This is a genomic window from Caballeronia sp. GACF4, assembly GCF_023631025.1.
In the GTDB taxonomy this organism is placed as follows: domain Bacteria; phylum Pseudomonadota; class Gammaproteobacteria; order Burkholderiales; family Burkholderiaceae; genus Caballeronia.
The window spans coordinates 60,402-86,595 of the sequence record NZ_JALQDW010000004.1 but is presented as its reverse complement, the minus strand read 5'-3'; the positions used below and the strand labels follow the sequence as shown (position 1 = coordinate 86,595).

The 26,194-nt window shown below is 61.5% G+C and carries 28 protein-coding genes; 15 read left to right on the top strand and 13 right to left on the bottom strand.

From position 1 onward, the window contains the following. Window position 1: 1 nt before the first annotated feature. Both NCR40_RS04290 and NCR40_RS04285 read right to left on the bottom strand, forming a co-directional pair. Window positions 2–1,069, bottom strand: coding sequence for a transporter (locus NCR40_RS04290; protein ID WP_250508812.1), 1,068 nt, complete (start codon window positions 1,067–1,069; stop codon window positions 2–4). A 275-nt stretch (window positions 1,070–1,344) separates the two neighbouring features. Then, on the bottom strand, window positions 1,345–2,688 hold the full coding sequence (locus tag NCR40_RS04285; RefSeq protein ID WP_250508811.1) for a lactonase family protein: 1,344 nt from the start codon (window positions 2,686–2,688) through the stop codon (window positions 1,345–1,347). A 170-nt stretch (window positions 2,689–2,858) separates the two neighbouring features. Here NCR40_RS04285 and NCR40_RS04280 point away from each other — a divergent pair, with 170 nt between their 5' ends. Further along, window positions 2,859–3,011 (top strand): DUF3096 domain-containing protein, encoded by a 153-nt coding sequence (locus NCR40_RS04280; RefSeq protein WP_244827516.1) that lies wholly within the window; start codon window positions 2,859–2,861, stop codon window positions 3,009–3,011. 65 nt (window positions 3,012–3,076) lie between these two features. Here NCR40_RS04280 and NCR40_RS04275 read toward each other — a convergent pair whose 3' ends face one another. Then, window positions 3,077–3,325, bottom strand: a complete 249-nt coding sequence (locus NCR40_RS04275) for a hypothetical protein (protein ID WP_250464178.1) — start codon at window positions 3,323–3,325, stop codon at window positions 3,077–3,079. 396 nt (window positions 3,326–3,721) lie between these two features. On the opposite strand from NCR40_RS04275, the gene NCR40_RS04270 reads away from it, so the two are divergent. Continuing rightward, entirely contained in the window at window positions 3,722–5,596 is a 1,875-nt protein-coding gene (locus NCR40_RS04270) for a glycoside hydrolase family 15 protein (RefSeq protein ID WP_250508810.1), read from the top strand. A gap of 347 nt (window positions 5,597–5,943) precedes the next feature. Beyond that, window positions 5,944–7,215 (top strand): polyhydroxyalkanoate depolymerase, encoded by a 1,272-nt coding sequence (locus tag NCR40_RS04265; RefSeq protein ID WP_250464175.1) that lies wholly within the window; start codon window positions 5,944–5,946, stop codon window positions 7,213–7,215. Window positions 7,216–7,327: 112 nt separating this feature from the next. Here the strand turns inward: NCR40_RS04265 and NCR40_RS04260 are convergent, their stop codons facing one another. After that, a complete protein-coding gene (locus NCR40_RS04260) occupies window positions 7,328–7,960 on the bottom strand; it encodes a TetR/AcrR family transcriptional regulator (protein WP_244828000.1) in 633 nt (210 codons plus the stop codon). Between the two features lie 261 nt (window positions 7,961–8,221). Between NCR40_RS04260 and rsxB the strand changes: the two genes are divergently transcribed. The 3 genes from rsxB (at window position 8,222) to NCR40_RS04245 (ending at window position 10,316) form a co-directional block, all read left to right on the top strand. Continuing rightward, on the top strand, window positions 8,222–9,142 hold the full coding sequence (gene rsxB, locus NCR40_RS04255) for an electron transport complex subunit RsxB (RefSeq protein WP_502800966.1): 921 nt from the start codon (window positions 8,222–8,224) through the stop codon (window positions 9,140–9,142). After that, window positions 9,139–9,783, top strand: a complete 645-nt coding sequence (nth, locus tag NCR40_RS04250) for an endonuclease III (protein WP_250508808.1) — start codon at window positions 9,139–9,141, stop codon at window positions 9,781–9,783. Before rsxB ends, nth begins: the two co-directional genes overlap by 4 nt. A gap of 101 nt (window positions 9,784–9,884) precedes the next feature. Further along, window positions 9,885–10,316, top strand: coding sequence for a DUF1841 family protein (locus tag NCR40_RS04245; RefSeq protein WP_250508807.1), 432 nt, complete (start codon window positions 9,885–9,887; stop codon window positions 10,314–10,316). Window positions 10,317–10,412: 96 nt separating this feature from the next. On the opposite strand, the gene NCR40_RS04240 is transcribed toward NCR40_RS04245, so the two are convergent. Further along, the gene (locus tag NCR40_RS04240; protein ID WP_244827509.1) at window positions 10,413–10,793 is read right to left on the bottom strand and encodes a c-type cytochrome; all 381 of its coding nucleotides are present in this window, start codon (window positions 10,791–10,793) and stop codon (window positions 10,413–10,415) included. A gap of 96 nt (window positions 10,794–10,889) precedes the next feature. Then, entirely contained in the window at window positions 10,890–11,255 is a 366-nt protein-coding gene (locus NCR40_RS04235) for a c-type cytochrome (protein WP_061121774.1), read from the bottom strand. A gap of 397 nt (window positions 11,256–11,652) precedes the next feature. On the opposite strand from NCR40_RS04235, the gene NCR40_RS04230 reads away from it, so the two are divergent. From NCR40_RS04230 to NCR40_RS04200, 7 genes are all read left to right on the top strand, one after another. Then, window positions 11,653–12,495, top strand: coding sequence for an AAA family ATPase (locus NCR40_RS04230; RefSeq protein WP_250508806.1), 843 nt, complete (start codon window positions 11,653–11,655; stop codon window positions 12,493–12,495). A 22-nt stretch (window positions 12,496–12,517) separates the two neighbouring features. Beyond that, window positions 12,518–13,108 (top strand): GNAT family N-acetyltransferase, encoded by a 591-nt coding sequence (locus tag NCR40_RS04225; RefSeq protein WP_250508805.1) that lies wholly within the window; start codon window positions 12,518–12,520, stop codon window positions 13,106–13,108. Between the two features lie 25 nt (window positions 13,109–13,133). Further along, window positions 13,134–14,309 carry a vWA domain-containing protein gene (locus NCR40_RS04220; RefSeq protein ID WP_244827506.1) on the top strand — a complete coding sequence of 392 codons (1,176 nt, stop codon included), beginning with the start codon at window positions 13,134–13,136 and terminating at the stop codon, window positions 14,307–14,309. Between the two features lie 13 nt (window positions 14,310–14,322). After that, window positions 14,323–15,525 carry a benzoate/H(+) symporter BenE family transporter gene (locus NCR40_RS04215; RefSeq protein ID WP_250508804.1) on the top strand — a complete coding sequence of 401 codons (1,203 nt, stop codon included), beginning with the start codon at window positions 14,323–14,325 and terminating at the stop codon, window positions 15,523–15,525. A 61-nt stretch (window positions 15,526–15,586) separates the two neighbouring features. After that, on the top strand, window positions 15,587–15,832 hold the full coding sequence (locus tag NCR40_RS04210; RefSeq protein WP_250508803.1) for an energy transducer TonB family protein: 246 nt from the start codon (window positions 15,587–15,589) through the stop codon (window positions 15,830–15,832). Between the two features lie 210 nt (window positions 15,833–16,042). Further along, a complete protein-coding gene (tal, locus tag NCR40_RS04205; protein WP_250508802.1) occupies window positions 16,043–16,996 on the top strand; it encodes a transaldolase in 954 nt (317 codons plus the stop codon). Window positions 16,997–17,195: 199 nt separating this feature from the next. Beyond that, window positions 17,196–17,630: a VOC family protein gene (locus NCR40_RS04200; protein ID WP_250508801.1), complete on the top strand. Its 435-nt coding sequence runs from the start codon at window positions 17,196–17,198 to the stop codon at window positions 17,628–17,630. 34 nt (window positions 17,631–17,664) lie between these two features. Here NCR40_RS04200 and NCR40_RS04195 read toward each other — a convergent pair whose 3' ends face one another. The 6 genes from NCR40_RS04195 to NCR40_RS04170 form a co-directional block, all read right to left on the bottom strand. Then, window positions 17,665–18,753: an FUSC family protein gene (locus tag NCR40_RS04195; protein WP_250492088.1), complete on the bottom strand. Its 1,089-nt coding sequence runs from the start codon at window positions 18,751–18,753 to the stop codon at window positions 17,665–17,667. 89 nt (window positions 18,754–18,842) lie between these two features. Then, window positions 18,843–20,393, bottom strand: coding sequence for a monocarboxylate uptake permease MctP (gene mctP, locus NCR40_RS04190; RefSeq protein ID WP_244827999.1), 1,551 nt, complete (start codon window positions 20,391–20,393; stop codon window positions 18,843–18,845). Beyond that, complete coding sequence (locus NCR40_RS04185; RefSeq protein ID WP_244827500.1) at window positions 20,393–20,650, bottom strand: DUF3311 domain-containing protein; 258 nt, start codon at window positions 20,648–20,650, stop codon at window positions 20,393–20,395. The genes mctP and NCR40_RS04185 overlap by 1 nt, the downstream gene beginning before the upstream one ends. A gap of 250 nt (window positions 20,651–20,900) precedes the next feature. Continuing rightward, window positions 20,901–21,803: a class I SAM-dependent methyltransferase gene (locus NCR40_RS04180; RefSeq protein ID WP_250508800.1), complete on the bottom strand. Its 903-nt coding sequence runs from the start codon at window positions 21,801–21,803 to the stop codon at window positions 20,901–20,903. Next, window positions 21,800–22,282, bottom strand: a complete 483-nt coding sequence (locus NCR40_RS04175; protein ID WP_250508799.1) for a DNA-deoxyinosine glycosylase — start codon at window positions 22,280–22,282, stop codon at window positions 21,800–21,802. Before NCR40_RS04175 ends, NCR40_RS04180 begins: the two co-directional genes overlap by 4 nt. Beyond that, window positions 22,279–22,926 carry a chorismate--pyruvate lyase family protein gene (locus NCR40_RS04170; protein ID WP_250508798.1) on the bottom strand — a complete coding sequence of 216 codons (648 nt, stop codon included), beginning with the start codon at window positions 22,924–22,926 and terminating at the stop codon, window positions 22,279–22,281. The genes NCR40_RS04175 and NCR40_RS04170 overlap by 4 nt, the downstream gene beginning before the upstream one ends. Before the next feature lie 124 nt (window positions 22,927–23,050). Here NCR40_RS04170 and NCR40_RS04165 point away from each other — a divergent pair, with 124 nt between their 5' ends. Then, the gene (locus tag NCR40_RS04165; protein WP_250492084.1) at window positions 23,051–23,302 is read left to right on the top strand and encodes a hypothetical protein; all 252 of its coding nucleotides are present in this window, start codon (window positions 23,051–23,053) and stop codon (window positions 23,300–23,302) included. A gap of 180 nt (window positions 23,303–23,482) precedes the next feature. On the opposite strand, the gene htpG is transcribed toward NCR40_RS04165, so the two are convergent. Next, entirely contained in the window at window positions 23,483–25,387 is a 1,905-nt protein-coding gene (gene htpG / locus NCR40_RS04160) for a molecular chaperone HtpG (RefSeq protein ID WP_250508797.1), read from the bottom strand. A gap of 187 nt (window positions 25,388–25,574) precedes the next feature. Here htpG and NCR40_RS04155 point away from each other — a divergent pair, with 187 nt between their 5' ends. Beyond that, window positions 25,575–26,147 (top strand): Rhs element Vgr protein, encoded by a 573-nt coding sequence (locus NCR40_RS04155; RefSeq protein ID WP_250508796.1) that lies wholly within the window; start codon window positions 25,575–25,577, stop codon window positions 26,145–26,147. The last annotated feature ends 47 nt before the right edge of the window (window positions 26,148–26,194 follow it).

Below are 26,194 nucleotides of genomic sequence, written 5' to 3'. Positions count from 1 at the left end.
TTTACCAGAGCCGCAAGCGGCGCAACAGGAAGATCGTGATGGCGGCGCATCCCGCCATCACGCCGACCACCACCCAGAACGAAGCGGGATTGTGCGTGCCCGGCAAGCCCGCGACGTTCATGCCGAAGATGCCCGTCACGAGCGTGGCGGGCAATAACAACGCGGACATGATCGCGAGCCACAAGAGCTTGCGGTTGATGTCCTCGGAAAGCAGCGCGGCGATTTCGTCCTGCAAGAGTTTGGCGCGCTCGTAAAGTCCTTCGAGCCCGCCGCCCAATCCGTTGAGCACCTGAATGGCTTGCACGAGCGCTTCCATCGAGCGCGGTTCGGCCCATTCAAGCCGGCGCGTCACGAGTTGCGTAAGCGCGTTACGCTCGGGGTCGATAAAGCGCTTGACCTCCACCAGCCGCCGCCGCACCACGCCGAGTTCGACGCGCCAGTTCGAATGGCCGCCTTCGAGCACGCCCTCTTCGACATCGTCGAGACGGTCGCCGATTTCATCGATACGGTCCGCGAAGGTTTCGTTGAGCGCGCGGATAAGACCCGCGAAAAGATCGACGGTATCGCGGAACATCGCGCCTTCGAGCACGGCATGACGCAGCCGGTCGGTCGACTGCAAGGGACGCGCGCGCACCGTAATCATGCGGTTGCGGTCGACGTAAAAGCGCAACGCGCCGGTCGCGCGAATCGCCTCGCGTGCGCCCGGCTCCGCGCCCGCGGGCGTCGCCGCGACGAGCTCCAAGTCGGCGACGACGCCGTACATGAAATTTGGTCCCATGTGCACGCGCGGACGTTTGTCCTCGCCGTTCAGAAATTCGCGCGCGACATCGGGCATGGAACTCACGCCTTCGAGCCAGCCTTCGACGGTATCGTCGTTGGCCGACAGATGGAGCCACGTCGGTCCGTCGCCCGTGATCGCATCGCGCGCTTCGTCCCACGAAAGCCGCAGCGCCTGGCCGCCCGCAAAGCGAAACGCGCTGATGAAGCCGGGCGGCGCCGCTTCGTTCTTGTCAGACTGCGGGCCCGGTTCGGGACGCCCGGCGCGGCCGGAAGTGTAAGTCGTGTTCAATCTTGCTTTCCCTGCAATTTCCGTTGTCTTTCGATTTCATCAGGATACCTTTCGGTTCCAAATGCCAGGCTGCGCGAGCCGACGCAGCATCGTACTAGAACTCGTGGCCGCCCCGGAAGAACACAACGCCGCCGTTGCCATCGGTTGCACGGGCCGCATGAGAAGCGCGAAGACCGTGCACAGAGATGAAACCGTGACGGCTTCGCGTCGCGGTAACGTGACGAAAGCCTGGAACGGACCATTGCCGCGATCGACAACGACACCGCGCAAACTTCTCAAGACGGCGAGACGAACTTGAAATCGACCGGCGAGCCGATAGAAAGCCGCTTCGGATCCGATGCCAGTTCGCCCGATGCCGGATCGCGCCGGAAGAAGAACGCGCTGTCGCTGTCCTCATTGCCGACGATGAGCCAGCGCCCGCTCGGGTCGATCGCGAACTCACGCGGCGTCTTGCCGAGCGTCGGATATCGTTTCAAGAGCTTGAGATGGCCGTTGTTCGGATCGACCGCGAACGCGACGAGCTCGTTCGCGTCGCCACGATTGGTCGCATACAGAAAGCGTCCATCGGGCGACAGATGCACCGCGCCGCCGCCGATCTTGCCTTTGAAGCCGGGCGCGGTCATCGGCACGCTCTGCGTTTCGCTGAGTTTGCCGTCGCGATAGAAAAAGACGAGCACCGACGCGTTCATTTCGGTCGTGAGATAAGCATGCTTGCCGCTGGCATCGAAAATCAGATGCCGTGGGCCCGAACCAGCCTTGACCGGCGTGTAACGCGCATCGGTCGGACCGAACAGGCCGCGGCTGCCATCGGGCGTGTAGCGGTACGCGAACACCTTGTCGACGCCCAGGTCTTGCGTGAAGAGATATTTGCCATCGGGCGAGAACACGGTCGAGTGGACGTGCGAGTTGTCCTGCCGCCCTTTCACGGGCCCGTTGCCTTCGTGATGCACCGTCAGCACGGAGGTGCCGACGTGACCATCGGCGTTGATCGGAAACACCGCGAAGCTGCCGCCGGGATTGGCCGCCACCGAGTAATTGGCTGTCAGCAAATATTTGCCATCCGGCGAGAGCGCGAGGTAACACGGGTCGTTGCCATCCGCCGACACGCGGTTCAAAAAGCTCAACTGGCCGGTTGCGCGGTCGAAGCGAAACGCGCTGATGCCGCCGCGTTGCGAAGCCGGGCCGTTGTCGCCGGGCAGTTCGTTCACGGCATACACGTAATTGTGATCGCGACTCACGACGAGATACGACGGGTTCACCGTCTGCGCCGACGCGACGCGCGTCAGCTCGCCATTGCCGGTATCGAAGCGATAAACGTAGATGCCTTCGCTCTTGCCGCCGCCCGTGTAAGTGCCGATGAGCAGATCGAGCACCTCGCCGCCCGATGAAACCGCAGCGCCACTGGCGCCCGCGGCCGGCGTCGCGCTTGCGGGCGTCTGCGCCACGGCATGCGTGGCCGCGATCGACAGGATCAACGCGAAACCCCGGGCCCACCTACGCGGCTTGAATGAAGCCAAGAGCGAACTCGTGAGCGTATTCTGTAGCGGGCGCGGCACTTGCGACGTGCGTCTCGCCGCGACGGCGGACAACCGTTCCGGCAACGGATGGCTCGGGTGCATGAAAGCTCCTCATCGTCTTCTGATGCTTGTTATCGAGGGCGATGCGCGAACGGCTGCGGCATCGTCTGGCTGGCGTGGCGCGAGCAAGTTTTGCTCCCACCGTGCCACCGGGCAAACCGCAACAGGCTAAACCCAACCATTCGAACCAACAACAAAAAGGAGTTGCTGCGATGAACATTCACGTAAGCCTTGGGCCGCTGGTGTCGCTGATCGCCGGGATTCTCATCCTCGTGATGCCGCGACTGCTGAACTTCATCGTCGCGATCTATCTGATCGTGATTGGACTGATCGGGCTATTCGGCATGGGCTCGGCGCATTTCTGACGAACGCATGCGCGCGGCTTGAACCGCGCGCATGTCCTAGGACTGGACGCGAAAGTCTTCGCGTTTCAACCGTTGGCGAGTTGTTCCAGCCGCAAGCGGCCTTGCAAGGACAGCGCGCCTACCGCGACGCCCGCCGCGTCGAAGGAATAGCCGCTGAAGCAGCCGCGCTCGGTGAGAAAGACAGCGGCGGTTTCCATCGCGTTGCGCGACAAACCGAGATGCCCGGGATCGAGCGCGAGCAAAGTGTCGGGCTCGCTCAACCGGCTTGCTGCGGAAAGAATGGCGATGCAGTCAGCTTTCGACGGATTGTGCATGGTGTCCTGTTCCCCGAAATCACGAAGTGATGAACCGGTATGCGACGTGCGAAGCGTGAGACCGTGGTACGAAAGAAGGTTCGATGACAGCGCGACATGGCCCCGACGCGCAGTTGAACGACGCGACCTGAAGGCCGTTCGTAAGACTTCATTTAAACATTGGCCGATCGTTCCGGCAAGTTTCCATCGGCGAGTCACGCGGGCGTTTCCGCCAGCCCTGCGGGACGCGCCGTTGCCGCCGCGATAGAGGAGCGTTCGCCCGGTTTCCTGCTCACCGTGAACGAATGCGGCAGAATGCGGCCAGACCAAGGGTTTGCGTTTTGCGTCTTACATGTCTGTGTCGTTCTCATTCCAACCCTCGGCGCTCTTGGGCGCCGCCAGCAGGAAGATGTCCGCATGCCAGCATTGATCGAAGATTACGCCATGGTCGGCGACGGCCACACCGCAGCACTTATTTCCCGTGACGGTTCCGTAGACTGGCTCTGCTGGCCGCGCTTCGACTCAGCCTCGTGTTTTTCGGCGTTGCTCGGCACACCCGAACATGGCCGATGGCTGCTCGCGCCGGAAATGCCCGACGGTAAAGCGCCGGTCATCCGGCGTCGTTATCGCGAAGACACGCTGATCCTCGAAACCGACTTCGAGACGCCCGATGGCGCGGTGACGATCGTCGACTTCATGCCTTCGCGCAACGGTCATTCGGAACTGGTGCGCATCGTCGTGGGCAAACGCGGCTCGGTGCGCATGAAGATGGAACTGGTGTTGCGCTTCGACTACGGCTCGGCGATTCCGTGGGTCAGCCGCCTGCCCGACGCAAGCGGCATTCGCGCGATTGCCGGTCCCGACCTCGCCGTGCTGCGCACGCCCGTGGATCTCGTCGGCGAGAACATGCGCACGACCGCATACTTCGACGTTGGCGCGGGCGAACGCGTGCCCTTTTCGCTGTGCTATTCGCAATCGCATTTGCGGCTGCCGCCCGCGCACGATCCACACACGCAACTCGCACGCGCCGAAAATTACTGGCGCGAATGGTCTAGCCAAAGTGAACTCAAGGGCAAGTGGGCCAGCGCCATACGCCGTTCGCTCATTACGCTCAAGGCGCTGGCGTATGAGCCGACCGGTGGCATCGTTGCCGCGCCGACAACGTCGCTACCCGAACAGCTCGGTGGCACGCGCAACTGGGATTATCGCTATTGCTGGCTGCGCGACGCGACCATCACGCTGCTCGCGATGATGCGCGGCGGCTACTACGACGAAGCCCGCGCCTGGCGCGCGTGGCTGGGCCGCGTGATGGCGGGTTCGCCCGATCAGGTGCAGATCATGTACGGCATCGCGGGCGAGCGGCGTCTGCCCGAATACGAGATTCCCTGGCTGCCGGGCTACGAAGGCGCACAACCGGTGCGCATCGGCAATGGCGCGGTCAATCAGTTGCAGCTCGACGTCTATGGCGAAGTGATGAACGCGTTGCATCTCGCGCGCGTCGGTGGCCTGCAAAGCGACGAAACCGCATGGTCGATCCAGTGCGCCATGCTTCAGCACCTGGACACCGTCTGGGAGATGCCCGACGAAGGCATCTGGGAAGTGCGCGGCGGCCGCAAGCACTTCACGTTCTCCAAGGTGATGGCGTGGGTGGCCTACGACCGCGCTATTCAATCGGCGGAAAAGTTCGATCTGGAAGGTCCGGTGGATCATTGGCGCGAGATGCGCGCGCGCGTGCATGCCGCCGTCTGCGCGAGAAGCTGGAATCCGCAAATCAATTCGTTCACGCAGACGTATGACGGCGATGCGCTCGATGCGAGCCTTCTTTTGATCCCATTGCTCGGCTTTTTGCCGCCCGATGATCCGCGAGTGGCCGGAACCGTACATGCAATCGAAACCACTCTGACGCACGATGGGCTGGTCAAGCGCTATCACACGACCGAAGTCGCCGATGGTCTGCCGCCTGGAGAAGGCACGTTTCTGGCTTGTAGCTTTTGGCTGGTCGACAACCTCGCGCTGCAAGGACGGCTCGATGAGGCGCATCAGATGTTCGAGCGTCTCGTCGGCCTCGCCAACGACGTAGGCCTTCTGGCCGAGGAGTACGACACGATAGCGAAGCGCATGGTTGGCAACTTTCCGCAGGCCTTCACGCACGTGGCGCTGGTGCACACCGGCATGAATCTGATGCGGCACGAAGAAGAGATGGCCGAAGCGACGGGTCAACCTGCTGGCGACTCGAAAGACGGGAATCTCAAGGCAAATCCAGCGCTAGAAGCCGCGATGGCCAAGAAATAGGCAAAGTCGTGTTTGGAATACGAATGCCATGCAGTTAAGATTGGTGCAACGCACAAAATTTAACTGTTGCGCGTAGCGAAGCAAAAGCTGGTATTTTTAACCGTTTAGTGGAATCGTGCGTTTGTTGCGCAGAAAACTCTGCTTTGGCTCAAGCTCCGAGCCGGGCGTGTCGTTAAATGCCCAGAAGTTGCCCAGTATCAAGCATCAGACGTTTGCAGTAAGGGAAGAGACAGTGCCTTGCGTGCGGCGACAGCCCGCCGCACGCGGGGATTATCGAGCGTCGTTGAGCCTGATCGCCGGAAGTCTTGCCGGGATCGACACGCAGACCGGTTTTTCACGGGGCAACCATGCTCTACCAAATCCACGAAGTTCAGCGGGCCATGTTGTCGCCCCTCACCGCCTGGGCCCAGGCGGCATCGAAGTCGTTTGTGAATCCGGCGAGCCCACTTTCCTATGTTCCCGGCGCGAGCCGTTTTGCCGCCGGCTACGAATTGCTGTACCGGCTCGGCAAAGACTACGAAAAGCCGCAGTTCGACATTCATCAGATCGTGAAGGACGGCCATAACATCCCGATCGTCGAGCAGACGGTTGTCGAAAAGCCGTTTTGCCGTCTGCTGCGCTTCAAGCGCTTCGCCGACGACAGCGCCACCGTCACCAAGCTGAAGGACGAGCCTATCGTGCTGGTGTGCGCGCCGCTTTCCGGGCACCATTCAACGCTCTTGCGCGACACCGTGAACACGCTTTTGCAAGACCATAAGGTGTACATCACCGACTGGTTGGACGCGCGCATGGTGCCGGTCGAAAATGGCGCGTTCCATCTGGACGATTACGTCGAATACATTCAGGAGTTCATCCGCCATATCGGTGCGAAGGACCTGCATGTCATTTCGGTGTGTCAGCCGACCGTGCCGGTGCTTGCCGCCATTTCGCTAATGGCGAGCCGCGGCGAGGACACGCCGCGCACCATGACCATGATGGGTGGCCCGATCGACGCGCGCCGCAGCCCGACATCAGTCAATTCGCTCGCGAACGAGCACTCGTACGAGTGGTTCGAGAACAACGTCATCTATACGGTGCCGGCGAATTATCCGGGCGTGGGCCGCAAGGTGTATCCGGGCTTTTTGCAGCACGCGGGATTCGTCGCGATGAATCCGGAGCGCCACCTCACCGCGCACTGGGACTTCTATCAGAACCTCCTTCGCGGCGACGACGATGACGCCGAGCAGCATCGCCGTTTCTACGACGAGTACAACGCCGTGCTCGACATGGCCGCCGAGTATTACCTGGAGACCATTCGTATCGTGTTCCAGGAGTTCCGTCTTGCCGAAGGCACGTGGGACGTGAACGGCGAGCGCGTGCGCCCGCAAGACATCACGGCGACGGCCCTGTTCACTATCGAAGGCGAACTGGACGACATCTCCGGCAGCGGTCAGACACGCGCCGCGCACGATCTCTGCACGGGCATTCCCGCGCAGAATCAGCGGCACTTCACGGCGGAAAAAGCTGGTCACTACGGCATCTTCTCCGGACGCCGCTGGCGCACGATGGTGTATCCGCAACTGCGCGAGTTCATTCTCGAACACGACAAGGCGCCGAAGAAGGAAGCCGTGCCGGCCTGAGATTCAGTGACCGAGTTCGACTACGCGCCGGTTCATAGAACCGGTTCCGTAAAAGACGAAAAGTCGCGCCTGTTTCCAGGCGCGACTTTTTTATTGCCCGCGTGTCAGACGATTAACGACGCGTCAAAAACGCCAGCAGCAATTCCGTATTCATCCGCACCATTTGTTCGCGCTGCGACGTTTCGCTAAAGTCGAGTCCAAATGTGGCTTCGAGCGTAAATCGATTCGATACGATGTAGTAGCCGAGCCCCGACAGCGTGATATAGAACTTCAACGGGTCGACATCGTTTCGAAAAAGCCCCGCTTTCTGGCCGCGATCCAGAATTGCGGTGACCGTTTCGAGCATGGGCGAGATCAGTTCGCGCGTGCGATTCGAGCTCTTGATATATTTCGCCTCGTGCAGGTTTTCATTGTTGATCAGCCTCAGCAATTCCGGATGATCGCGGTAGTAATCCCAGACAAAATGGGCAAGGCGCGTGATGGCCTCGATGGGCGCCACGCCGTCGAGGTCGAGCGTGCGCTCGGCTTCCACCAGCGAGCCGAGGGCGTGCTCCAGCACTGCCGTGAAAAGCTGCTCCTTACTGCCGAAGTAGTAATAGAGCATGCGTTCATTGGTTTCGGCCCGGCGCGCGATCTGATCGACGCGCGCGCCGAACAGTCCTCCCGCTGCAAACTCTTCTGCAGCAGCCAGCAGGATACGGCGACGGGTGCCTTCAGGATCTCTTTTGATTTTCGGCTGATTCATGGTGGCATGATTCAGGAGCCGCGTTGTCCGGATGAGCGTCACGCGGCCCGCGTTTGGGTACATGACGTGAACGGGCGCTGCCCATGGTTATTGGGGAACACCGTCCTGCGGTCAAACGGTAAAGCGCTTTGATTATGCGCACATCGCCACGTCATTGGCAATTGGGATTAAGCGTTCGCAGCACGACTATTTGCGACTTCGGCGATAATGACGCCTAAACCCGAGCGCGTACCGTCGTCAAAAGCGGAATAAGCGCGCCGAATGCAGGCAGCGAGCAACCGTCATACGTGTTTGATTGTGGTCGAGCCGTTCTTGCGCTCCTCCCTGCCTCGACTCCCCAAGCCATATCGCGACCCCTTCGTGACCGTTATCGTTTCAAAGACGCTCGCCGAGCGCATTGAAGATTTGCTGCCGCAGACCCAGTGCACCAAGTGCGGCTATCCCGCCTGCCGGCCTTATGCGGAAGCCATCGCCGCGGGCGATGCAAACTACAACCAGTGCCCGCCAGGCGGCGCACAAGGCATCGCGCGGCTCGCTCGATTGCTCGACAAGCCCGTGATTGCGCTCGACACCACGCATGGCGTCGAACGTCCGCGTCCCGTTGCCGTGATCGACGAGAACGTGTGCATCGGTTGCACGCTTTGCATGCAGGCGTGCCCTGTCGATGCAATCGTCGGTGCGCCGAAGCAGATGCATACGGTCATCCCCGAACTGTGCACGGGTTGCGATCTATGCGTGCCGCCCTGCCCCGTCGATTGCATCGCGATGATTCCCGTGACCGGCGACGCCACCGGCTGGAATGCGTGGTCTCAACCGGAAGCCGACGCGGCGCGCGAGCGTCATGACCGGCGCGTGGCGCGCGACGAACGTGAGCACGCGGCGGCCGAAGCGCGTGCATCGGCGCGTCGGGCGCAAGCGGCGGTATCTTCCGCACGGCCTGAAGCAGCCGCAAGCGCCGCCGCGCAAGCCGACGACCCTGAAGCCAGGAAACGCGCGATCATTCAGGCCGCGCTCGACCGCGCACGCAAGAAGAAGGAAGAGATGGCGCGCGCAGGCACCGGCCCGAAGAACACGGACAACGTGAGCCCCGCCGTGCAAGCGCAGATCGATGCCGCCGAGGAGCGCCGCCGGCGGCTCGCCATGCAGGAAACCGCGAACAACGATCCCTCGAACTCACGATGAACGCCAAAAAGCGCCGCGCCATCTTCGAAACGTTGCAAAGCATCGACCCGGAACCGAAGACGGAGCTCGAATACACGACGCCATTCGAACTGTTGATCGCCGTGATGCTCTCGGCGCAAGCCACCGATGTCTCCGTCAACAAGGCGATGCGCAAGATGTTCCCCGTCGCCAACACGCCTGGGAAAGTGCTTGCGCTCGGCGAGGAAGGCGTGACGGACTGTATCCGCACGATCGGGCTGTATCGGACCAAGGCGAAGAACGTGATCGCGACGTGCCGGATGTTGATCGAGCAACACGGCGGCGAAGTGCCCGACAATCGCGAGGCGCTCGAAGCGCTGCCAGGCGTCGGACGCAAGACAGCGAATGTCGTGCTGAATATTGCGTTCGGGCAAGCGACCATTGCCGTCGACACGCATATCTTTCGCGTCGCCAATCGGACGGGACTGGCGCCGGGCAAGGACGTGCGGGCGGTCGAAACCGCGCTGGAGAAGTATGTCCCGGTTGAATTTTTGCAGCACGCGCATCACTGGCTGATCCTGCATGGGCGATACGTCTGCAAGGCGCGCGTGCCGGAGTGCTGGCATTGCGCGATCGAGCCGCTTTGCGAATATCGGCCGAAGACGCCGGCGCCGGTGGTTTGAATCGCCGGGCAGCCAAGCGCCAATTGCCCCAGCGCTCAAGCAGAACTCCTACCCCTAGCTCTACAATAGCGGTCTGAATCCCGCAATCGAATCAATACCTTATGTTCAACCCTAGCCGCGACGAAGTTCGTCAGTTCTTCACCGAAACCTGGCGCAAGGAGCGCGCGAGCGAGATTCTCACGCCGCTCGAAAGCATGGCCGCCGACTGGATGCGCGAGCATCCGGAATATCACGACGCGCTCAGCGATCCTGAAGCACAAGGCGCGGACTATTCACCCGATCGCGGCCAGAGCAACCCGTTTCTGCATCTGTCGATGCATCTTGCGATCACCGAACAGTTGTCGATCGATCAGCCGCCTGGCATTCGTCGAGCGCACGAGCGACTGGCCGCGCGGCTCGGTTCCACGCACGAGGCGCAGCACGCCATCATGGAATGCCTTGGGCAGGTGATCTGGGAAGCGCAGCGCAGCAACACGCCGCCGGATACCGACGCATACCTCGCGCTCATCGAGCGTCGAGCTTCAAAGGACTAACTTCGCCGGACTAAACATCTTCGAAGCCGCGCGACAAAGCAAAACACCCCGCTCGATGCGGGGTGTTTCGTTTGATGCGAACGAACCGAAGCGCGCTTACTTCTTCAGCACGAGGTTGCCATCGAGCGATTCGATATAAGCCGCGAGATCCTTCAGGTCGCTCTGCGACAGGTTCTGCACCTGCGCCGCCATGATGGCGTTGTTGCGGCCGAAATTCGGATTTCCGCCGCCAATCTGATACTGCCGGAGCGCCCAGTAGATATAGCTCGCATGCTGACCCGCGAGACGCGGATACTCGCCGCTCACTGGTTTATTGAGGTTAGGGCCGTGGCAGGCCGAGCAATTGTGGCTCTCGGACAGTGCCTTGCCGTTGCCGACGTCCGCCGCGTGCGCAACATTCAACGCCGCCATGCCGATGAGCGCCGCTGCCGCGCATGCCGCCTTGAAGCTTGTGTGGAGTGCCTGAGAGGGCATCATGAATTCTCCTGTGTCCATGCAATACCGGATTGCCGTATCGACGTCGGCGCATGAGTGCGCGCGCGTCGCATCGAGTCAAACGCTAAAAAGCACGGATCACTTGTCGGGATTGTTCTTCGATTGGGGAGTTTGCGCGGCGTAGTACGCGGCAATATCGGCGATGTCCTGATCGGACAAGGTAGTCGCGATGGCGCGCATGGTGTCGAAGTGGCGGTCGCCCTTCTTGTAGGCATGCAGCGCGTTGGCGATGTACTGCGCGTTCTGGCCGCCGAGCATGGGCACTTCATAAACTTCGGGATACGCCGTGCGATAGCCGGGTATGCCGTGGCAGCCGATGCACATCGCGACCTTGCCCTCAGCGGCCTTTGCGTTGCCCACGACGTCGGCCGACGCCTGGGTCGCGAAGCCGGCAAGACCCGACAGCGCTGCAATCACGGCACATTTGCCGACAAAATTGTTCATAGCTTCTAACCTAGCATGAGGGGAAATCCGGCGCGCTTCTACCGCCTGGGGCCAAGGCCGCGCCGAGCGCATCACAACCTTCTCGGGACTGTTTTCGCTATTTAGCCACGCAGGCCAAAAAAATCGGGCTAATTGTACCGCGCGACCTCCCCACCGTCCACAAGGGGAGATCGCGCGAAAGCCCTGCTGACAAGGGGAATCGGCTGAAAAGCAGCCAACCCGCCTGCGACAATTGGTCCCTGTACAAACATTCCGATTGACTTCGCCCGACTTCGGATGCAGGGCCGGCGCGCGTGCTCCGGCGTGCCTGAAGCGGCTCACACGATACCCCGGCAAGCCTCGATGCCAAAAGGTCTTCTGACTTATACTGGGATTTTTTTCCTCACCGGACTTCGTCATGCGTTTCGAAGGCTCATCGCAATACGTCGCGACCGACGACCTCAAACTCGCGGTGAACGCCGCGGTGACGCTGCAACGCCCGCTCCTCATCAAGGGTGAACCCGGCACCGGCAAGACCATGCTTGCCGAGGAAGTGGCAAGCGCGCTCGGCATGCCGCTCCTGCAATGGCATATCAAGTCGACCACCAAGGCCCAGCAAGGCCTCTACGAATACGACGCCGTCTCGCGCCTGCGCGACTCGCAACTCGGCGACGAGCGCGTGAAGGACATCCGCAACTACATCGTCAAGGGCGTGCTGTGGCAGGCCTTCGAAGCGGATCGACAGACGGTGCTCCTGATCGATGAGATCGACAAAGCCGATATCGAGTTTCCGAACGACCTGCTGCGCGAACTCGACCGCATGGAGTTCTATGTCTACGAGACGCGGGAACTCGTGAAGGCGCGGCATCGCCCGCTCGTCATCATCACGTCGAACAATGAGAAGGAACTGCCCGACGCGTTCCTGCGCCGCTGCTTCTTCCACTACATCAAGTTCCCGGATGCGCAGACGATGAAAGAAATCGTCGAAGTGCATTACCCGGACATCAAGCAGGAGTTGCTCGCCGCCGCGATGCAGAGCTTCTTCGAACTGCGCAACGTGTCGGGCCTGAAGAAGAAGCCGTCCACCTCCGAGCTGCTCGACTGGCTGAAGCTGCTTCTCGCCGACGACATCCCGCCTGAAGCACTGCGCTCGACTGATCAACAGCAGATCGTGCCGCCGCTGCACGGCGCGCTTCTGAAGAATGAACAGGACGTCGCGCTATTCGAGCGGCTTCTGTTCATGAACCGCAACAACCGCTAACCAAGCCCTGGAAAAAGCACGCATGAGCCGCTGGATCGAACCCGTCACGCTCGAAGGCGAGCACGTCAAGCTCGTGCCGCTCACCGTCGAACACGAAGCCGCGCTCACGGCCGCTGCTTCCGACGGCGAGTTGTGGAAACTCTGGTACACCTTCGTGCCGTCGCCCGACAAGACGCGCGCATATATCGATACAGCGCTCGACATGCGCGACCGTCTTGGCGCGCATCCCTTCGCGGTGATCGATGCGAAGACTGGCGATGTCGTCGGTTCCACGCGCTATTTCGCGGTCGACGAAACGCATCGGCGGCTGGAAATCGGCCATACGTGGTATGCAAAGCGCGTGCAGCGCACCGCGCTCAACACCGAAGCCAAGCTGCTCCTGCTCACGCATGCCTTCGAAAGGCTCGATGCCATCGCCGTCGAGTTCCGCACGCATTTTATGAATCACCGCTCGCGTGCAGCCATTGCGGGGCTTGGCGCGAAGCAGGACGGCATTCTGCGCAACCATCAGATAGGACGCGACGGCGTGTTGCGCGATACCGTCGTGTTCTCGATCATTCAGTCGGAATGGCCCGCGGTGCGCGCGCATCTGAAGCATCGGCTCGACCGCTGATTCACCTCGCTATGGAGAGCGCGCCATGCTGATCGACTTTTTCTACTCGCTGCGCGACGCGAAGCTGCCCGTCTCGGTCAAGGAATACCTGACCTTGCTCGAAGCGCTGAAGGCCCAGGTCATCTCGCCCTCGCTCGACGAGTTCTATTTCCTCGCGCGCATGGCGCTCGTCAAGGACGAGAAGTACTTCGACAAGTTCGACCGCGCGTTCGGCGCGTACTTTCATGGCATCACCGAGTTGCCCGACGAAGCCTTCGAGGTTCCGCTCGACTGGCTCAAGAAGCGGCTCGAACGCGATTTCACGCCGGAAGAGAAAAAGCGCATCGAGGCAATGGGCGGCATCGATAAACTGATGGAGCGCCTGAAGGAACTGCTCGACGAGCAAAAGGACCGCCACGAAGGCGGCAACAAGTGGATCGGCACGGGCGGCACGTCGCCATTCGGACATGGCGGATACAACCCGGAAGGCATCCGCATTGGCGGCGATTCGCCCGGCGAGCGCAGCGCGGTCAAGGTGTGGAACGAGCGCGCCTATGCCGATTACGACGATCAGGTGGAAATCGGCACGCGCAACATCAAGGTCGCCTTGCGACGCTTGCGCCGCTTCGCGCGCGAAGGCGCCGCGGACGAACTCGATTTGCCCGACACCATTCGCAGCACGGCAGCCAACGCCGGCTGGCTCGATCTGAAGATGGTGCCGGAGCGCCACAACAAAGTGAAAGTGCTGATGCTGCTCGATGTCGGCGGCTCCATGGACGATCACATCAAGCGCGTCGAAGAGCTTTTTTCGGCGGCGAAGGCCGAGTTCAAGCATCTCGAGTTCTTTTACTTCCACAACTGTGTGTACGACTATCTGTGGAAAAACAATCGGCGCCGGCATGCCGAACGCACGCCGACCTTCGACGTGCTGCATAAATTCACGCCGGACTACAAGCTGATCTTCGTCGGCGACGCCACCATGAGTCCCTACGAAGTGCTGCAACCGGGCGGCTCGGTCGAATACAACAACGCCGAAGCCGGCGCGGTGTGGCTGCGGCGTCTTGCCGATCAGTTTCCGCATCATGCGTGGCTGAACCCGGAGCCCGAGCGGCTGTGGGAATATCGCCAGTCCGTTTCCGCGATCCGCCATGTCCTCGGCAACCGCATGTACGCGCTCACCATGGCAGGCCTCGAAAGCGCGATGCGCGCGCTGTCCAAATAACCATCCACCACGCATGAACGTCTCTTCCTCCACGCCCGCCCCGCTTCGCCCGCTTGCCGATACCTCCCTTTCCGCCATCGTCGCCGGCTTCGTCGCGATGATGACCGGCTACACCAGTTCGCTCGTGCTGATGTTCCAGGCGGGCCAGGCCGCGCATCTGTCGGACGCGCAAATTTCGTCGTGGATCTGGGCGCTTTCCATCGGCATGGCGCTGTGCACGATCGGCTTGTCGCTGCGCTATCGCGCGCCTATCGTCGTCGCGTGGTCGACGCCGGGCGCGGCCTTGCTCATCTCGTCGCTGCCGAACGTGGCGTATGGCGAGGCGATCGGGGCGTTCATCGTGTGCGCGGTGCTCCTGACCGCGGTCGGCGTGACGGGCTGGTTCGACACGCTCATGAAGCGCATTCCGTCGGGCATCGCCGCAGCCTTGCTTGCGGGCATTCTGTTCGAAATTGGCATCGAGATTTTTCGAGCGGCGCAAATGCAGACGGCGCTCGTGCTAGTGATGTTCTTCACGTACCTCATCGCCAAGCGCCTGGCGCCGCGTTACGCCATTCCGGCGACGCTCATCGCCGGAATCGCCGTCGCGGGTTCGCTCGGACTGCTCGACTTTTCGCGCTTCCACGTGGCGCTCGCACACCCCGTTTTCACGATGCCGTCGTTCTCCGTCTCGGCAATCGTGAGCATCGGCATTCCGCTCTTCATCGTGGCGATGGCCTCGCAAAACGTGCCGGGCATCGCCGTCTTGCGCGCCGACGGCTACGACACGCCTTCCGCGCCGCTCATTTCGACTACCGGCATCGCTTCCTTGCTGCTCGCGCCGTTCGGCTCGCACGGCGTCAATCTCGCGGCGATCACGGCCGCCATCTGCACCGGCCGCGAAGCGCATGAAAATCGCGACAAGCGTTATACGGCGGCGGTCTGGTGCGGCGTCTTCTATCTCGTCGCGGGCACGTTCGGTGCGACCATTGCGGCGCTGTTCGCGGCGTTCCCGAAAGCGCTGGTCGTTTCGGTCGCGGCGCTCGCGCTTTTCGGTTCGATCATGAGCGGACTCGCCAACGCCATGCACGACGTGCGCCAGCGCGAGCCGGCGCTCGTCACGTTCATGGTGACGGCTTCCGGGCTGACCCTGCTGTCGATCGGCTCCGCATTCTGGGGTTTAATCGCGGGCGTCGTGACGCATCTGATCCTTAATGCGCGCCGGCCGAGCGCCTAAAATGACGGTATCGGCCGGCATTATCTGGCCGAGACATTGCAACTACTTCTGCATCACCGTCATGTCTCTGATCGACAAATTACTGGCGCGCGGCATCTCCGCCGGCGCGACAAAGCGCAAGACGATCGTTCGCGTCCTGCTCGACGACACCGGCACCGTCCAGGATGTCGTGCTCAAAAAAAGTTGCGGCGATACGACCAAGGACGCGCGCGCCCTCAAGGAAGTACGCGCCATGCGCTTTCCACGCGGGCAGATCGGTTCAGGCACGGTGCGGCGCTGGCACGAGCTGGCGTACAGCATCGAGTGACCGTGCTGTAAGGAACCGCGCCGTGCAGCTCCGGTCGAAGCCGGGCATGCCGCGTGCGCGCTTTCAAGCGTGAAACCCGTGCGCGGGACTAGAATGATGAAGTGAGAAATCAGGGGCGCGCCGCAGCCGAAGCATCGCATGCGGCGTCGCGTTCAAAGGCAAACCGCGGGCCACCGCAATTGACAAGGCGCATTGCGCCGACAACTCGACATGACATCCGCTCTCGACCAGCTCAAGCAATACACCACCGTCGTCGCCGATACCGGCGACTTCCAGCAATTCGTCGCGTTCAAGCCGCAGGACGCCACGACCAATCCGTCGCTGATCCTGAAGGCCGTGCAGAAGGACGACTACAAGCCGCTGCTCGAGAAGACCGTCAAGGAGCACAAGGACAAGCCGATGGGTCAGATCATCGACAATCTGCTCGTCGCGTTCGGCACCGAGATTCTGAAGATCATTCCGGGCCGCGTATCGACCGAAGTCGACGCACGCCTTTCGTTCGACACCAAAGGCTCAATCGACAAGGCACACGAAATCATCAAGCTGTACGACGCAGCGGGCATCTCGAAGGACCGCGTGCTGATCAAGCTGGCGTCCACGTGGGAAGGAATCCGCGCGGCCGAGGTGCTGCAAAAGGAAGGCATCCACTGCAACATGACGCTCTTGTTCTCGCTGGCGCAAGCCGTCGCGTGCGCGGAAGCCGGTGCGCAACTGATCTCGCCGTTCGTCGGCCGCATCTACGACTGGTACAAAAAGTCGGCGGGCGCCGAATGGGACGAAGTGAAAATGGGCGGCGCGAACGATCCGGGCGTGCAGTCGGTGCGCCGCATCTACGCGTACTACAAAAAGTTCGGCTACAAGACGGAAGTCATGGGCGCGAGTTTCCGCACGGTGAGCCAGATCACGGAACTCGCGGGTTGCGATCTCTTGACCATCAGCCCCGATCTCCTGAAGAAACTCGCCGACAGCGACGAGAAGGTGGAGCGCAAGCTCTCCGCGGATTCGGTCAAGAACGAGAACGTCGAGAAGATCAGCGTCGATGAGCCGACCTTCCGCTTCCTCGTCAACGACGACGCCATGGCCACCGAAAAACTCGCGGAAGGTATCCGCGCGTTCGCTGCCGATGCAATAAAGCTCGAAAAGCTGATTACCGCGCTTCAATAAGCCGGGCGCTTCCCCGCATGCAGTACAACAAAATGGCGCACTCACACTGCGCCATTTTGTTGTCATGGGTCAGTGTTTCTGTAAACGCACTATTCCCGTTTATTTTGACCTAAATTGACCTTTTCCCAGTTTCCATAAACGCGCGTTGCAATAGACTGCGAGGCTCTGAGGCAAAACGTAAGAGCTTAAAAAGTCAGTCATGCAACTCGATACTTATGTGTTCTTCAACGGCGACTGCGCGGACGCGCTCGCTCTCTACCAAACCGCACTCGGCGCGGAGATTCATGCGCTGATCCGCTTTCGCGACACGCCCGACAGCGCGAGCGTTCCGCCCGAATGGCAGGACAAGGTCATGCACGCGCTCTTCAGCGTGGGACCTAACGCCATCATGGTGTCGGACGGCCAGTTCGGTCAGCCGTCGAAGGCTTATCAGGGCTTCACGCTGTCCGTCGCCGCCGACGACGCGACTTCCGGCGAGCGCATGTTCAACCAGCTCGTCGAAGGCGGCGAAGTGCTGACCCCGTGGCAGGCCACGTTCTTCACGGCAGGCTTCGGCATGCTGAAGGATCGTTTCGGCGTGCCCTGGCTCATCAACGTGGTCAATACCACCGAGGAAGCACCCGCGCAGGCGTGACAGCCCGCTCACTAAAGGCGCGAGACGAGCACAGTCAATCGTTGAGCGGCCGTGCGCCTTCTATGTTCCACTGCCGCTCGATCTCACTCAGTCGCAAGCGCAGGCGTTCCACCTGCTCCGCAAAACGCATCGCGAGCCAGTGCATGCCCTGCGTCGATAAATCCCTTTCGTTCGCTTCTCCTGGCATCGGCGTGAATACGGTCAGGTCCACGCTTCGGTGCAAAAGACCCACACGCCCGAAACGCAGCGCGCGCGACATGCGCAGCAGCTTGTGCCGCGCCTCTTGCTCACGCGGCGTGCAGTCGATGCCGAAATTCTCCACCGCCGACGAAGCCAGCATCTCCAGCGCCGCCAGGATCGAACGATGCAGGCGCTGAATCTCCTCTAGCCGCGCAATTGGCACATGTGTTTCCTTTGCGACCGATTCCATCAAGCCGCGCGCCTGCACGAGACGCTGGCTCATCGCAAGAAAGCGCCGCGTGGTTTCCTCGGGCAACAGCGGCTTGCCATCGAGCAATGCGCCGTAAAGCCGCGCGCATTCGCGCAGGTTGTCCGCCAGCCGATAGCGCCACGAATACGTTGCGTACTGCGGCAGCACGAACGAGAACGCCAGCGCGATGGCAATGCCGATCATCACATTGGCCGTGCGCCACAGCCCGACATCGAAGGAAAGATCGCCATGACCGGAGACGATGACCATTGTGATCGCGGTCAGCAGCGCGACATAGCCCGCCTTGCCGATTGCGTAGTAGGCGCACGCGCCCGCGAACAGGGACATTAGAAAGAAAAACAGCAGGAGCGAGCCGAACAGCGCATGCACGAGGATCAAAAAGAGCCCGATGCCCGCGCCGAGCGCCGTACCCAGTGCCCGTTCGACGGCTTTCTTGCGGATATTGCCGTAGTGCTGCAAGCCGCCGATCACGACCAGCAGCGACACCGACGCCCACACGCCATGCGGCACGTTGATGCCGGTCGTCACCAGAAACGAGGTTGCCATGCCGAGCGCGACGCGCACCGCGTGGATCACGTTCGCATGCCGGTATCGGAAATACGGCGAAGCGAGCCCGTGCATGAGCCGCCTTGCCTGCATGCGCCGGGGTGACACGGAAGTCTGTAAGGGCATGGTCGCTCGTGGTCCGAAGTCGAAACGCCCGCAACAGCCGGAAGGCGGTTACGGGCGTTCAGGGTATCAAACGCGGAGAAATCGCGCGATCAACCTTCCACGATGTCCAGATAATCTTCCGGACGCGTACGGTCATCCGAACGTTTGAGGCCGAGCGCGCGTACCAGCAGGCTCACGACGATGGACACCACGAGATTGACGATCAACGCCCACACCGCCGCATAGCCCGGCACGGCGTAGCCAAACATATGCACCGTGAAGATCGAGCCCTTAAGTTGCAGCGATACGGCCATCCACGTACCCGTGCCAATACCCACCGCCCAGCCGATCAGCAGACCGCGATGATCCAGCACGCGCGTATAGAGACCGAGCACGAGCGCGGGAAGCGTCTGGATGATCCAGATGCCGCCGAGCAGTTGCAACTGGATGGCATAAGTGAGCGGCAGCGCGAGAATGAACACCACCGCGCCCACTTTCACGATAAGCGAGACGAGCTTGGCGACGTTGGTTTCCTGCTCGGGCGTCATCGACCGGTTGACGAACTCGCGATGTACGTTGCGGGTGTAGAGGTTGGCCGCCGCGATAGACATGATCGCCGCGGGCACGAGCGCGCCGATGCCGATGGCCGCGAACGCCACGCCCACGAACCACGACGGGAAGTAATGCAGAAAGAGCGCCGGCACGGCGAAGTTCGCGCCATAGGCCTTGAAGTACGACGCGTATTCCGGCATGTCCTTCACGCCCGAGGCAAGCGCCATGTAGCCGAGCAGCGCGAGCAGCCCGAGCACGAGCGAGTACGCGGGCAACAGTGCCATGTTGCGGCGAATGGTGTTGCCCGAGTTCGACGAAAGAATCGCCGTCACCGAGTGCGGATACAGGAACAGCGCGAGCGCCGAACCCACCGCGAGCGTCGCGTACGCGCTGTAGCCGTTGAGGCTCGCGGTATCGGGCGCCTTCAAGAGCAGCTTGGCGGGCGGCACGACCCCGAAGATGTGCCCGAAGCCGCCGAGCTGCGCGGGAATGATGATCATCGCGGCGATGATGGTGATGTAGATCAGGACGTCCTTCACCACGGCGATCATCGCGGGCGCGCGCAGGCCCGAGGTGTACGTGTAGGCCGCGAGAATCGCGAACGCGATGATGAGCGGCATGTCGCCGAGCAATCCTTGCGTCGAAAAGCCGAGCGCGCCGATCACCACTTCGATGCCCACGAGTTGCAACGCGATATACGGCATGGTCGCGACGATACCCGTCACGGCGATCGCCAGCGCGAGCATGCGGCTGTTGTAGCGTGCATGCACGAAGTCGGCGGCGGTTACGTAGCCGTGCCGCTTCGCGATACTCCACAGCTTCGGAAACACGACGAAGGCGAACGGATAGATCAGGATGGTGTAAGGCAGCGCGAAGAAGCCCGTCGCGCCCGCGCCGAACACGAGCGCCGGCACGGCCACGAAGGTGTACGCGGTGTAGAGATCGCCGCCGAGCAGGAACCACGTGACGACGGTTCCGAAGCGCCGGCCGCCCAAGCCCCATTCGTCGAGCTGACCGAGATCGCCCTTGCGCCAGTGCGCGGCGATGAAGCCTAGAATCGTCACGCCGACGAAGAACAGGACGAAGACGAAAGTCGCGGTGAGATTCATCATCGCGGGGCTCCTTGTCGGGGCGTGGCACGACCCGAGGACAGCGCCTTGGTCTTCTTATAGACGACGGCCGTGATGACCGCGCTGATCAGCACCCACAGCAACTGATACCAGTAAAAAAACGGAAAGCCCCACAGAACCGGCTCGATCTTGTTGTAAAACGGCACCCAAACCACGCCGATCCATGGAAGGATCAGAAGCCAGAGCCAATGCTTGTTGCGTGGTTGTCCTGTGCCGGTCGCAGCTTCGTGAGCCATGACGGTCTCCCTATTGTTTTGAGCATTCGCTTTGGGCGCGGCCAGGCGAGGACGGTCGGTCGCTCGCTCGAAAGGCCGGTTGCCATCTTGCATGGCACGCCGCTGAAAGCGCCCCGAAATAACAGGAGGAGTATATGGACCGAAAAACGCGGGTCAAGCAGGGGGAATCCCGACTAATCCCCTGATAAGAAATGAGATCGTAAAAATCGCCGGGATCGCCTGCCTGGATTGGCTGGAGCGGAACCGAGGATCAGATGGCGAACGAACCGGTCATCGGCAGCTTCGCGATTTCAGCCAGGCCTTTTACCCACTTGCGCGCGGGCAGGCCGAGTTGCGCTTCGATCAGCCTGGCGCGGGCTTCGAGCGCGGCGAACGGCACGTCGAGCGCGGGACCGGCGAAGGCGAGCGCGATACGGTTGCCGTCGTGTACTTCCGGCAGCGCGATCACGCGATGGGCGAATGCCTCGTTCAGATGCCGCATGTTGCGCACGAAGCTCGGGTGATCGCCGAACAGGTTGATCGTGACGACGCCCGCATCCGGTGTGAGACACGCCCGGCACGCGCGATAGAACGACACGCTGTCGAGCACGGGACCGCGCGCGCTGGCGTCGTAGATATCGATCTGCAGCGCGCCGATGGTGCCGTGGTTCGCGCGGTCGTTGACGAACTCCCACGCGTCGCGTTCGGTGACGGTGAGGCGCGCGTCGTCGTACGGAAGCTCGAACATGGCGCGCGCGGCGATCACGACCGCCGGATTCAACTCGACCGCTTCGACTTGCGCGCGTTTCAGGAAGCGATAGCAGAACTTGGTGAGCGCGGCCGAGCCGAGCCCGAGTTGCACGATGCGCGCCGGCGTCTCGATGAAAAGCAGCCACGCCATCATCTGCTGCGCGTATTCGAGTTCGAGGTGATCGGGCTTTTTGATGCGCATCGCGCCCTGGATCCATTCAGTGCCGAAGTGCAGATAACGCACGCCGCCCTCTTCCGAGAACGTCACGGGCGCGAAGCGCGGCTTACGCGGCGCGTCGATGCGCGGCGCGTTGGCGAGATCGTCGTCATCGCCCTTGATGCGGCGGCGGTCCTGTTTCGCCGCATCCTTGTTGCGGCCGAACGCGCGTGCTTCGGCGGATGCGCGCTTGATTAGATTCTTCATTGTGTGCTGAGAATGTCGCGCCAGACGCGCGGTTTTTGGTCGAACGAGAGCATAGCATTGGCCGCGCTCGACGAAGGCAGCACGAGCGTCGCGTAACCCGCGGCGCTCGCCTGCGCTTCGAAGCGGCCCGAAGTCTTGCCGTTGAAGCAGACTTTCCCGAGCGCGGGAAAGCGCGTGTGAAATGCGTCGAAGTCGTTCGCGGCGGCGTTGCGGATTGCGCTGTCGAGGCTGCCCTGGCGCTCGCATGCGGCAAGCACGTCCCATAAGCCGATCCGATGAGCAAGCAGGCGTTGCAGACGTTTCTCGTAGCTCAATTCATGCAGCGGTTCGCCGATCACCGCGCCCACGAGCCGCCAGAATTGATTGCGCGGATGCGCGTAGTACTGCGTCGCCGTCAGCGATGCGACGCCCGGGAAGCTGCCGAGAATCAGCGTATGCGTGGCGCGGTCGGCCACGGGCGCGAATCCGGTCAGCGTCATCGGGCTTTCTCGTCCGCGACGCGCTTTGCATGCGAACTCAGGTGCTCGAACGCCCGCGCATGCTCACGATGATGAACACCCCGCGGTCTTGCCGATTCCGCGAGCCGGGCCCAGAGCGCATCGAGCATGCATTCGGTGACCATGAGCGGCGCGCCGTGGCGCAGGAATACCGAGCGGCGCGCGTGCAGAGCATGTCCGGGCGGCGTTTCGCGCAAGGCCAGCGCATGGAGCGGATGCCGCGCGGTGACGACGCGGCTTGCGAGTACGGAACGGGACACGCTGCTGTCGCTGTAGAGAAGTTCGGCGAGCGGGCGGGTGCGCAGGCGGCGCATCGATTGCCAGATGCCCGTGCTGTGCGACAGCGCGACGATGCTGTGCGCGACTACAACTGCGACGCCATCGACCTTCAACGCGACTTCGCGCGTCCACACCGGCGTGCGCGGCGTGACGCCGAGCGCTTGCCATTCGTCAAGCCACGGCGCGGCGACGCATTCGCGCGTCACTTCCACAGTGACTTGTCCTAGCGCGCGCAAGTGCGCGGTCAGGGAGCCGCCGCGTGTGAGCCAGTCTTTTTGATGCCTCGTAAGCGATGCGAGCGGCGCGCTGCGCCAATGGCGGTCGACGGGATCGGTGCAGGTCAGCATGGCGTTAATTATAAAACCGCGCTGGCCCTTCGGACAAATCGTATGGAATGGCGGCGCGCAACGCAGCACACTGAATTGCAGACCGTGGATTTCACGATCAGCGCATTTATAAAAGGATATCTAAATGTCTAAAAACACAAAGCAGACGTCGAACAAGGTGGCGCATTTGGCATCCGAGACGCTTCATGATCCGAAAGCATCGGAGATCAAAAAGAGTCTTGCCGCGTCGGCTCTATCACAGGCCCATAGCGCGAAGCAAACAAGCGGCGCGATGGAGCACAAGGCAAGCGAAGTGCTGAAAAGCCCGAAGTATTCGAAGGAAACGAAGACGCTAGCTGCTTCCGTGCTCGCCCAGTCCAACAAGGAGCGCAAGTAAAAATACGCGCTGCCGGTCCGTTCCGGCAGCGCGCATCCAAAGGTCGAGACTTCAAGCGCGCTAACGACAACGCTTCAGTCCGCTTCCGTGCCAGAGCGGGCCAAGAAGTCGTAGCCGCAAAAAAACGCGCCGTCGAAACCCCAACGGCGCGTCCTTCACCTCAACAACCAACCCTCGACCTCAACGCGCCAACAACAACGCATTCGTCCGCTTCACGAAACTCGCCGGATCTTCCAGCGATCCGCCTTCGGCCAGCAACGCCTGATCGAACAGCAGATGACACCAATCCGCGAAATTCGCGCCATCGGTCTGCAGCGCCTTCACCAGCGGATGTTCCGGGTTCACTTCGAGAATCGGCTCCATCTTCGGTGCGTTCTGCCCCGCTGCCTTCAGCATGCGTTGCAGGTAGCCGCTCATGTCGCCTTCGTCGGCCACGAGACAGCTCGGCGAGTCGGTCAGGCGGAAGGTCAGGCGCACGTCCTTGGCCTTGCCTTCGAGCGCTTCCTTCATCTTCTCGACGAGCGGCTTGAATTCCTCGCCGACCTTTTCCTGCTGCTGCTTTTCCTCGTCGTTCAGCGCGCCCAGATCGAGGTCGCCACGCGCGACGCTCGCCAGCGGCTTGCCGTCGAATTCGTTGAGGAAGGAGAGCATCCATTCGTCGACGCGATCCGTCAGCAACAGCACTTCCACGCCCTTCTTGCGGAACACTTCCAGATGCGGACTGTTCTTCGCGGCCTGCCAGCTGTCCGCGGTGACGTAGTAGATCTTCGTCTGCTCGGGCTTCATGCGCGAGACGTAATCGGCGAGCGAGACGTTTTGCACGTCGGAGTCGTTATGCGTCGATGCAAAACGCACCAGCTTCGCGATGCGATCCCGGTTGCTGAAATCCTCGCCAATGCCTTCCTTGAGCACCTGACCGAATTCCTTCCAGAAATTCGTGTACTTTTCTCGGTTGGCGTCGTCGGTTGCTTCGGCCGACGACGATGCGATTTCTTCCAGCATCGACAGCACGCGCTTGCTCACGCCTTCGCGAATTGCCTTCACGTCGCGGCTTTCCTGCAGGATCTCGCGCGAGACGTTGAGCGGCAGATCGGCCGAATCGACCACGCCCTTCACGAAGCGCAAATACGCGGGCAGCAATTGCTCGGCATCGTCCATGATGAAGACGCGCTTCACGTAGAGCTTGAGGCCGCCGCGATGTTCGCGGTTCCACAGATCGAACGGCGCGTGCTTCGGCACATACAGCAGTTGCGTGTATTCGCTGCGGCCTTCCACGCGGTTGTGCGTCCACGCGAGCGGGTCGTCGTGATCGTGCGAAATATGCTGGTAGAACTGCTTGTATTGCTCGTCGGTGATGTCGCTCTTGTTACGCGTCCACAGCGCGCTCGCCTGATTGACGGTCTCGTCTTCGTCCTTCTCGACCATCTCGCTCTTCTCGGCGTCCCATTCTTCCTTCTTCATGAGGATGGGCAGCGCGACGTGATCCGAATACTTCTGGATGATCGACTTGAGCTTGTGACTCGAAAGCAGTTCGTTCTCTTCCGGACGAAGATGCAGCGTGATGGTCGTGCCGCGTTGCGCGCGCTCGATATTCTCGACTTCGAACTCGCCTTCGCCCGCGCTCGTCCAGCGCACGCCTTCCGATGCCGGCAGACCGGCGCGGCGCGATTCCACCGTGATCTTGTCGGCGACGATGAAGCCCGAGTAAAAGCCCACGCCGAATTGTCCGATGAGCGCGGCGTCCTTTTGCTGGTCGCCGGAGAGCTTCGAGAAGAACTCTTTCGTGCCCGAGCGCGCGATCGTGCCCAGATGCGAGATGGCTTCTTCGCGGCTCATGCCGATGCCGTTGTCGTCGATGGTGACGGTGCGCGCCGCCTTGTCGAACGACACGCGGATACGCAAGTCCGGATCGTTCTCGTAGAGCGCGCTGTTTTCGATTGCCTCGAAGCGCAGCTTGTCTGCCGCGTCCGATGCGTTCGAGATCAGCTCGCGCAGGAAGATTTCCTTGTTGCTGTAGAGCGAATGAATCATCAGTTGCAGAAGCTGCTTCACTTCCGCCTGAAAGCTCATGGTTTCTTGCGCCATGGTCGGGTCCTCTGGTTGAGTTTTATAGATGCGGTTCGGAATGCGCGGCGTGCGATCTTAAGCCACTTGCATGGCATGCGCCGCGTACACGCGCAGAATTCGTCCGATATATGGGCGGGACGGGCTATTTCAAGGGCCGGTGAAAAGCCGGTTAGGATGACGCTTTAGCACGACCGATCGCCCGACCATGTTTCACACGCCGAAGCCCTTGATACGCGCACGGCCGCTCACGCCCGGTGAGATCGCGCTGGCGCGGTGCGTGTTCGGCGCTTCGATCGATTATTCGACGGTCCGCGTTCACGCTCGCGGCTATCTGCCGTTCGGACTGCAACCGCGACACACCGCGATGGCGCCGAACGGCAGCCTCTATTTTCCACGCGCATGCTACCAGCACGACTTCTCCGCCTGCGACCTCTGTGAGCGCATGTGGTTCATCCACGAGATGACGCATGTGTGGCAGTTCCAGCTCGGCTATTGGGTGAGGCTGCGCGGGGCGATTCGTATCGGCCTGCCTTATCGCTATGCGCTCGCGGCCGACAAAGGTCTCGCGGACTACAACATGGAAGCGCAAGGCAACCTGCTTGCCGACTATTACGCGCTTAAGTTTTGCGGCGGACAGGCGCGGCTCTATGAGCGTCGGTATCGGTTGATGCCGGGTGCGCTTGCGCTCTTCGAACACGTGCTGGCGGGGTTTTTGAATGCGCCATCGGACCGGCGGCATTTGCCGCGTCTTCGGAAACGGCGGCGTCGGGAGAGTTGACGTGCGGCTGGGGTGCGCGGTTTTCCACGACACCATTCAGCCGAGCC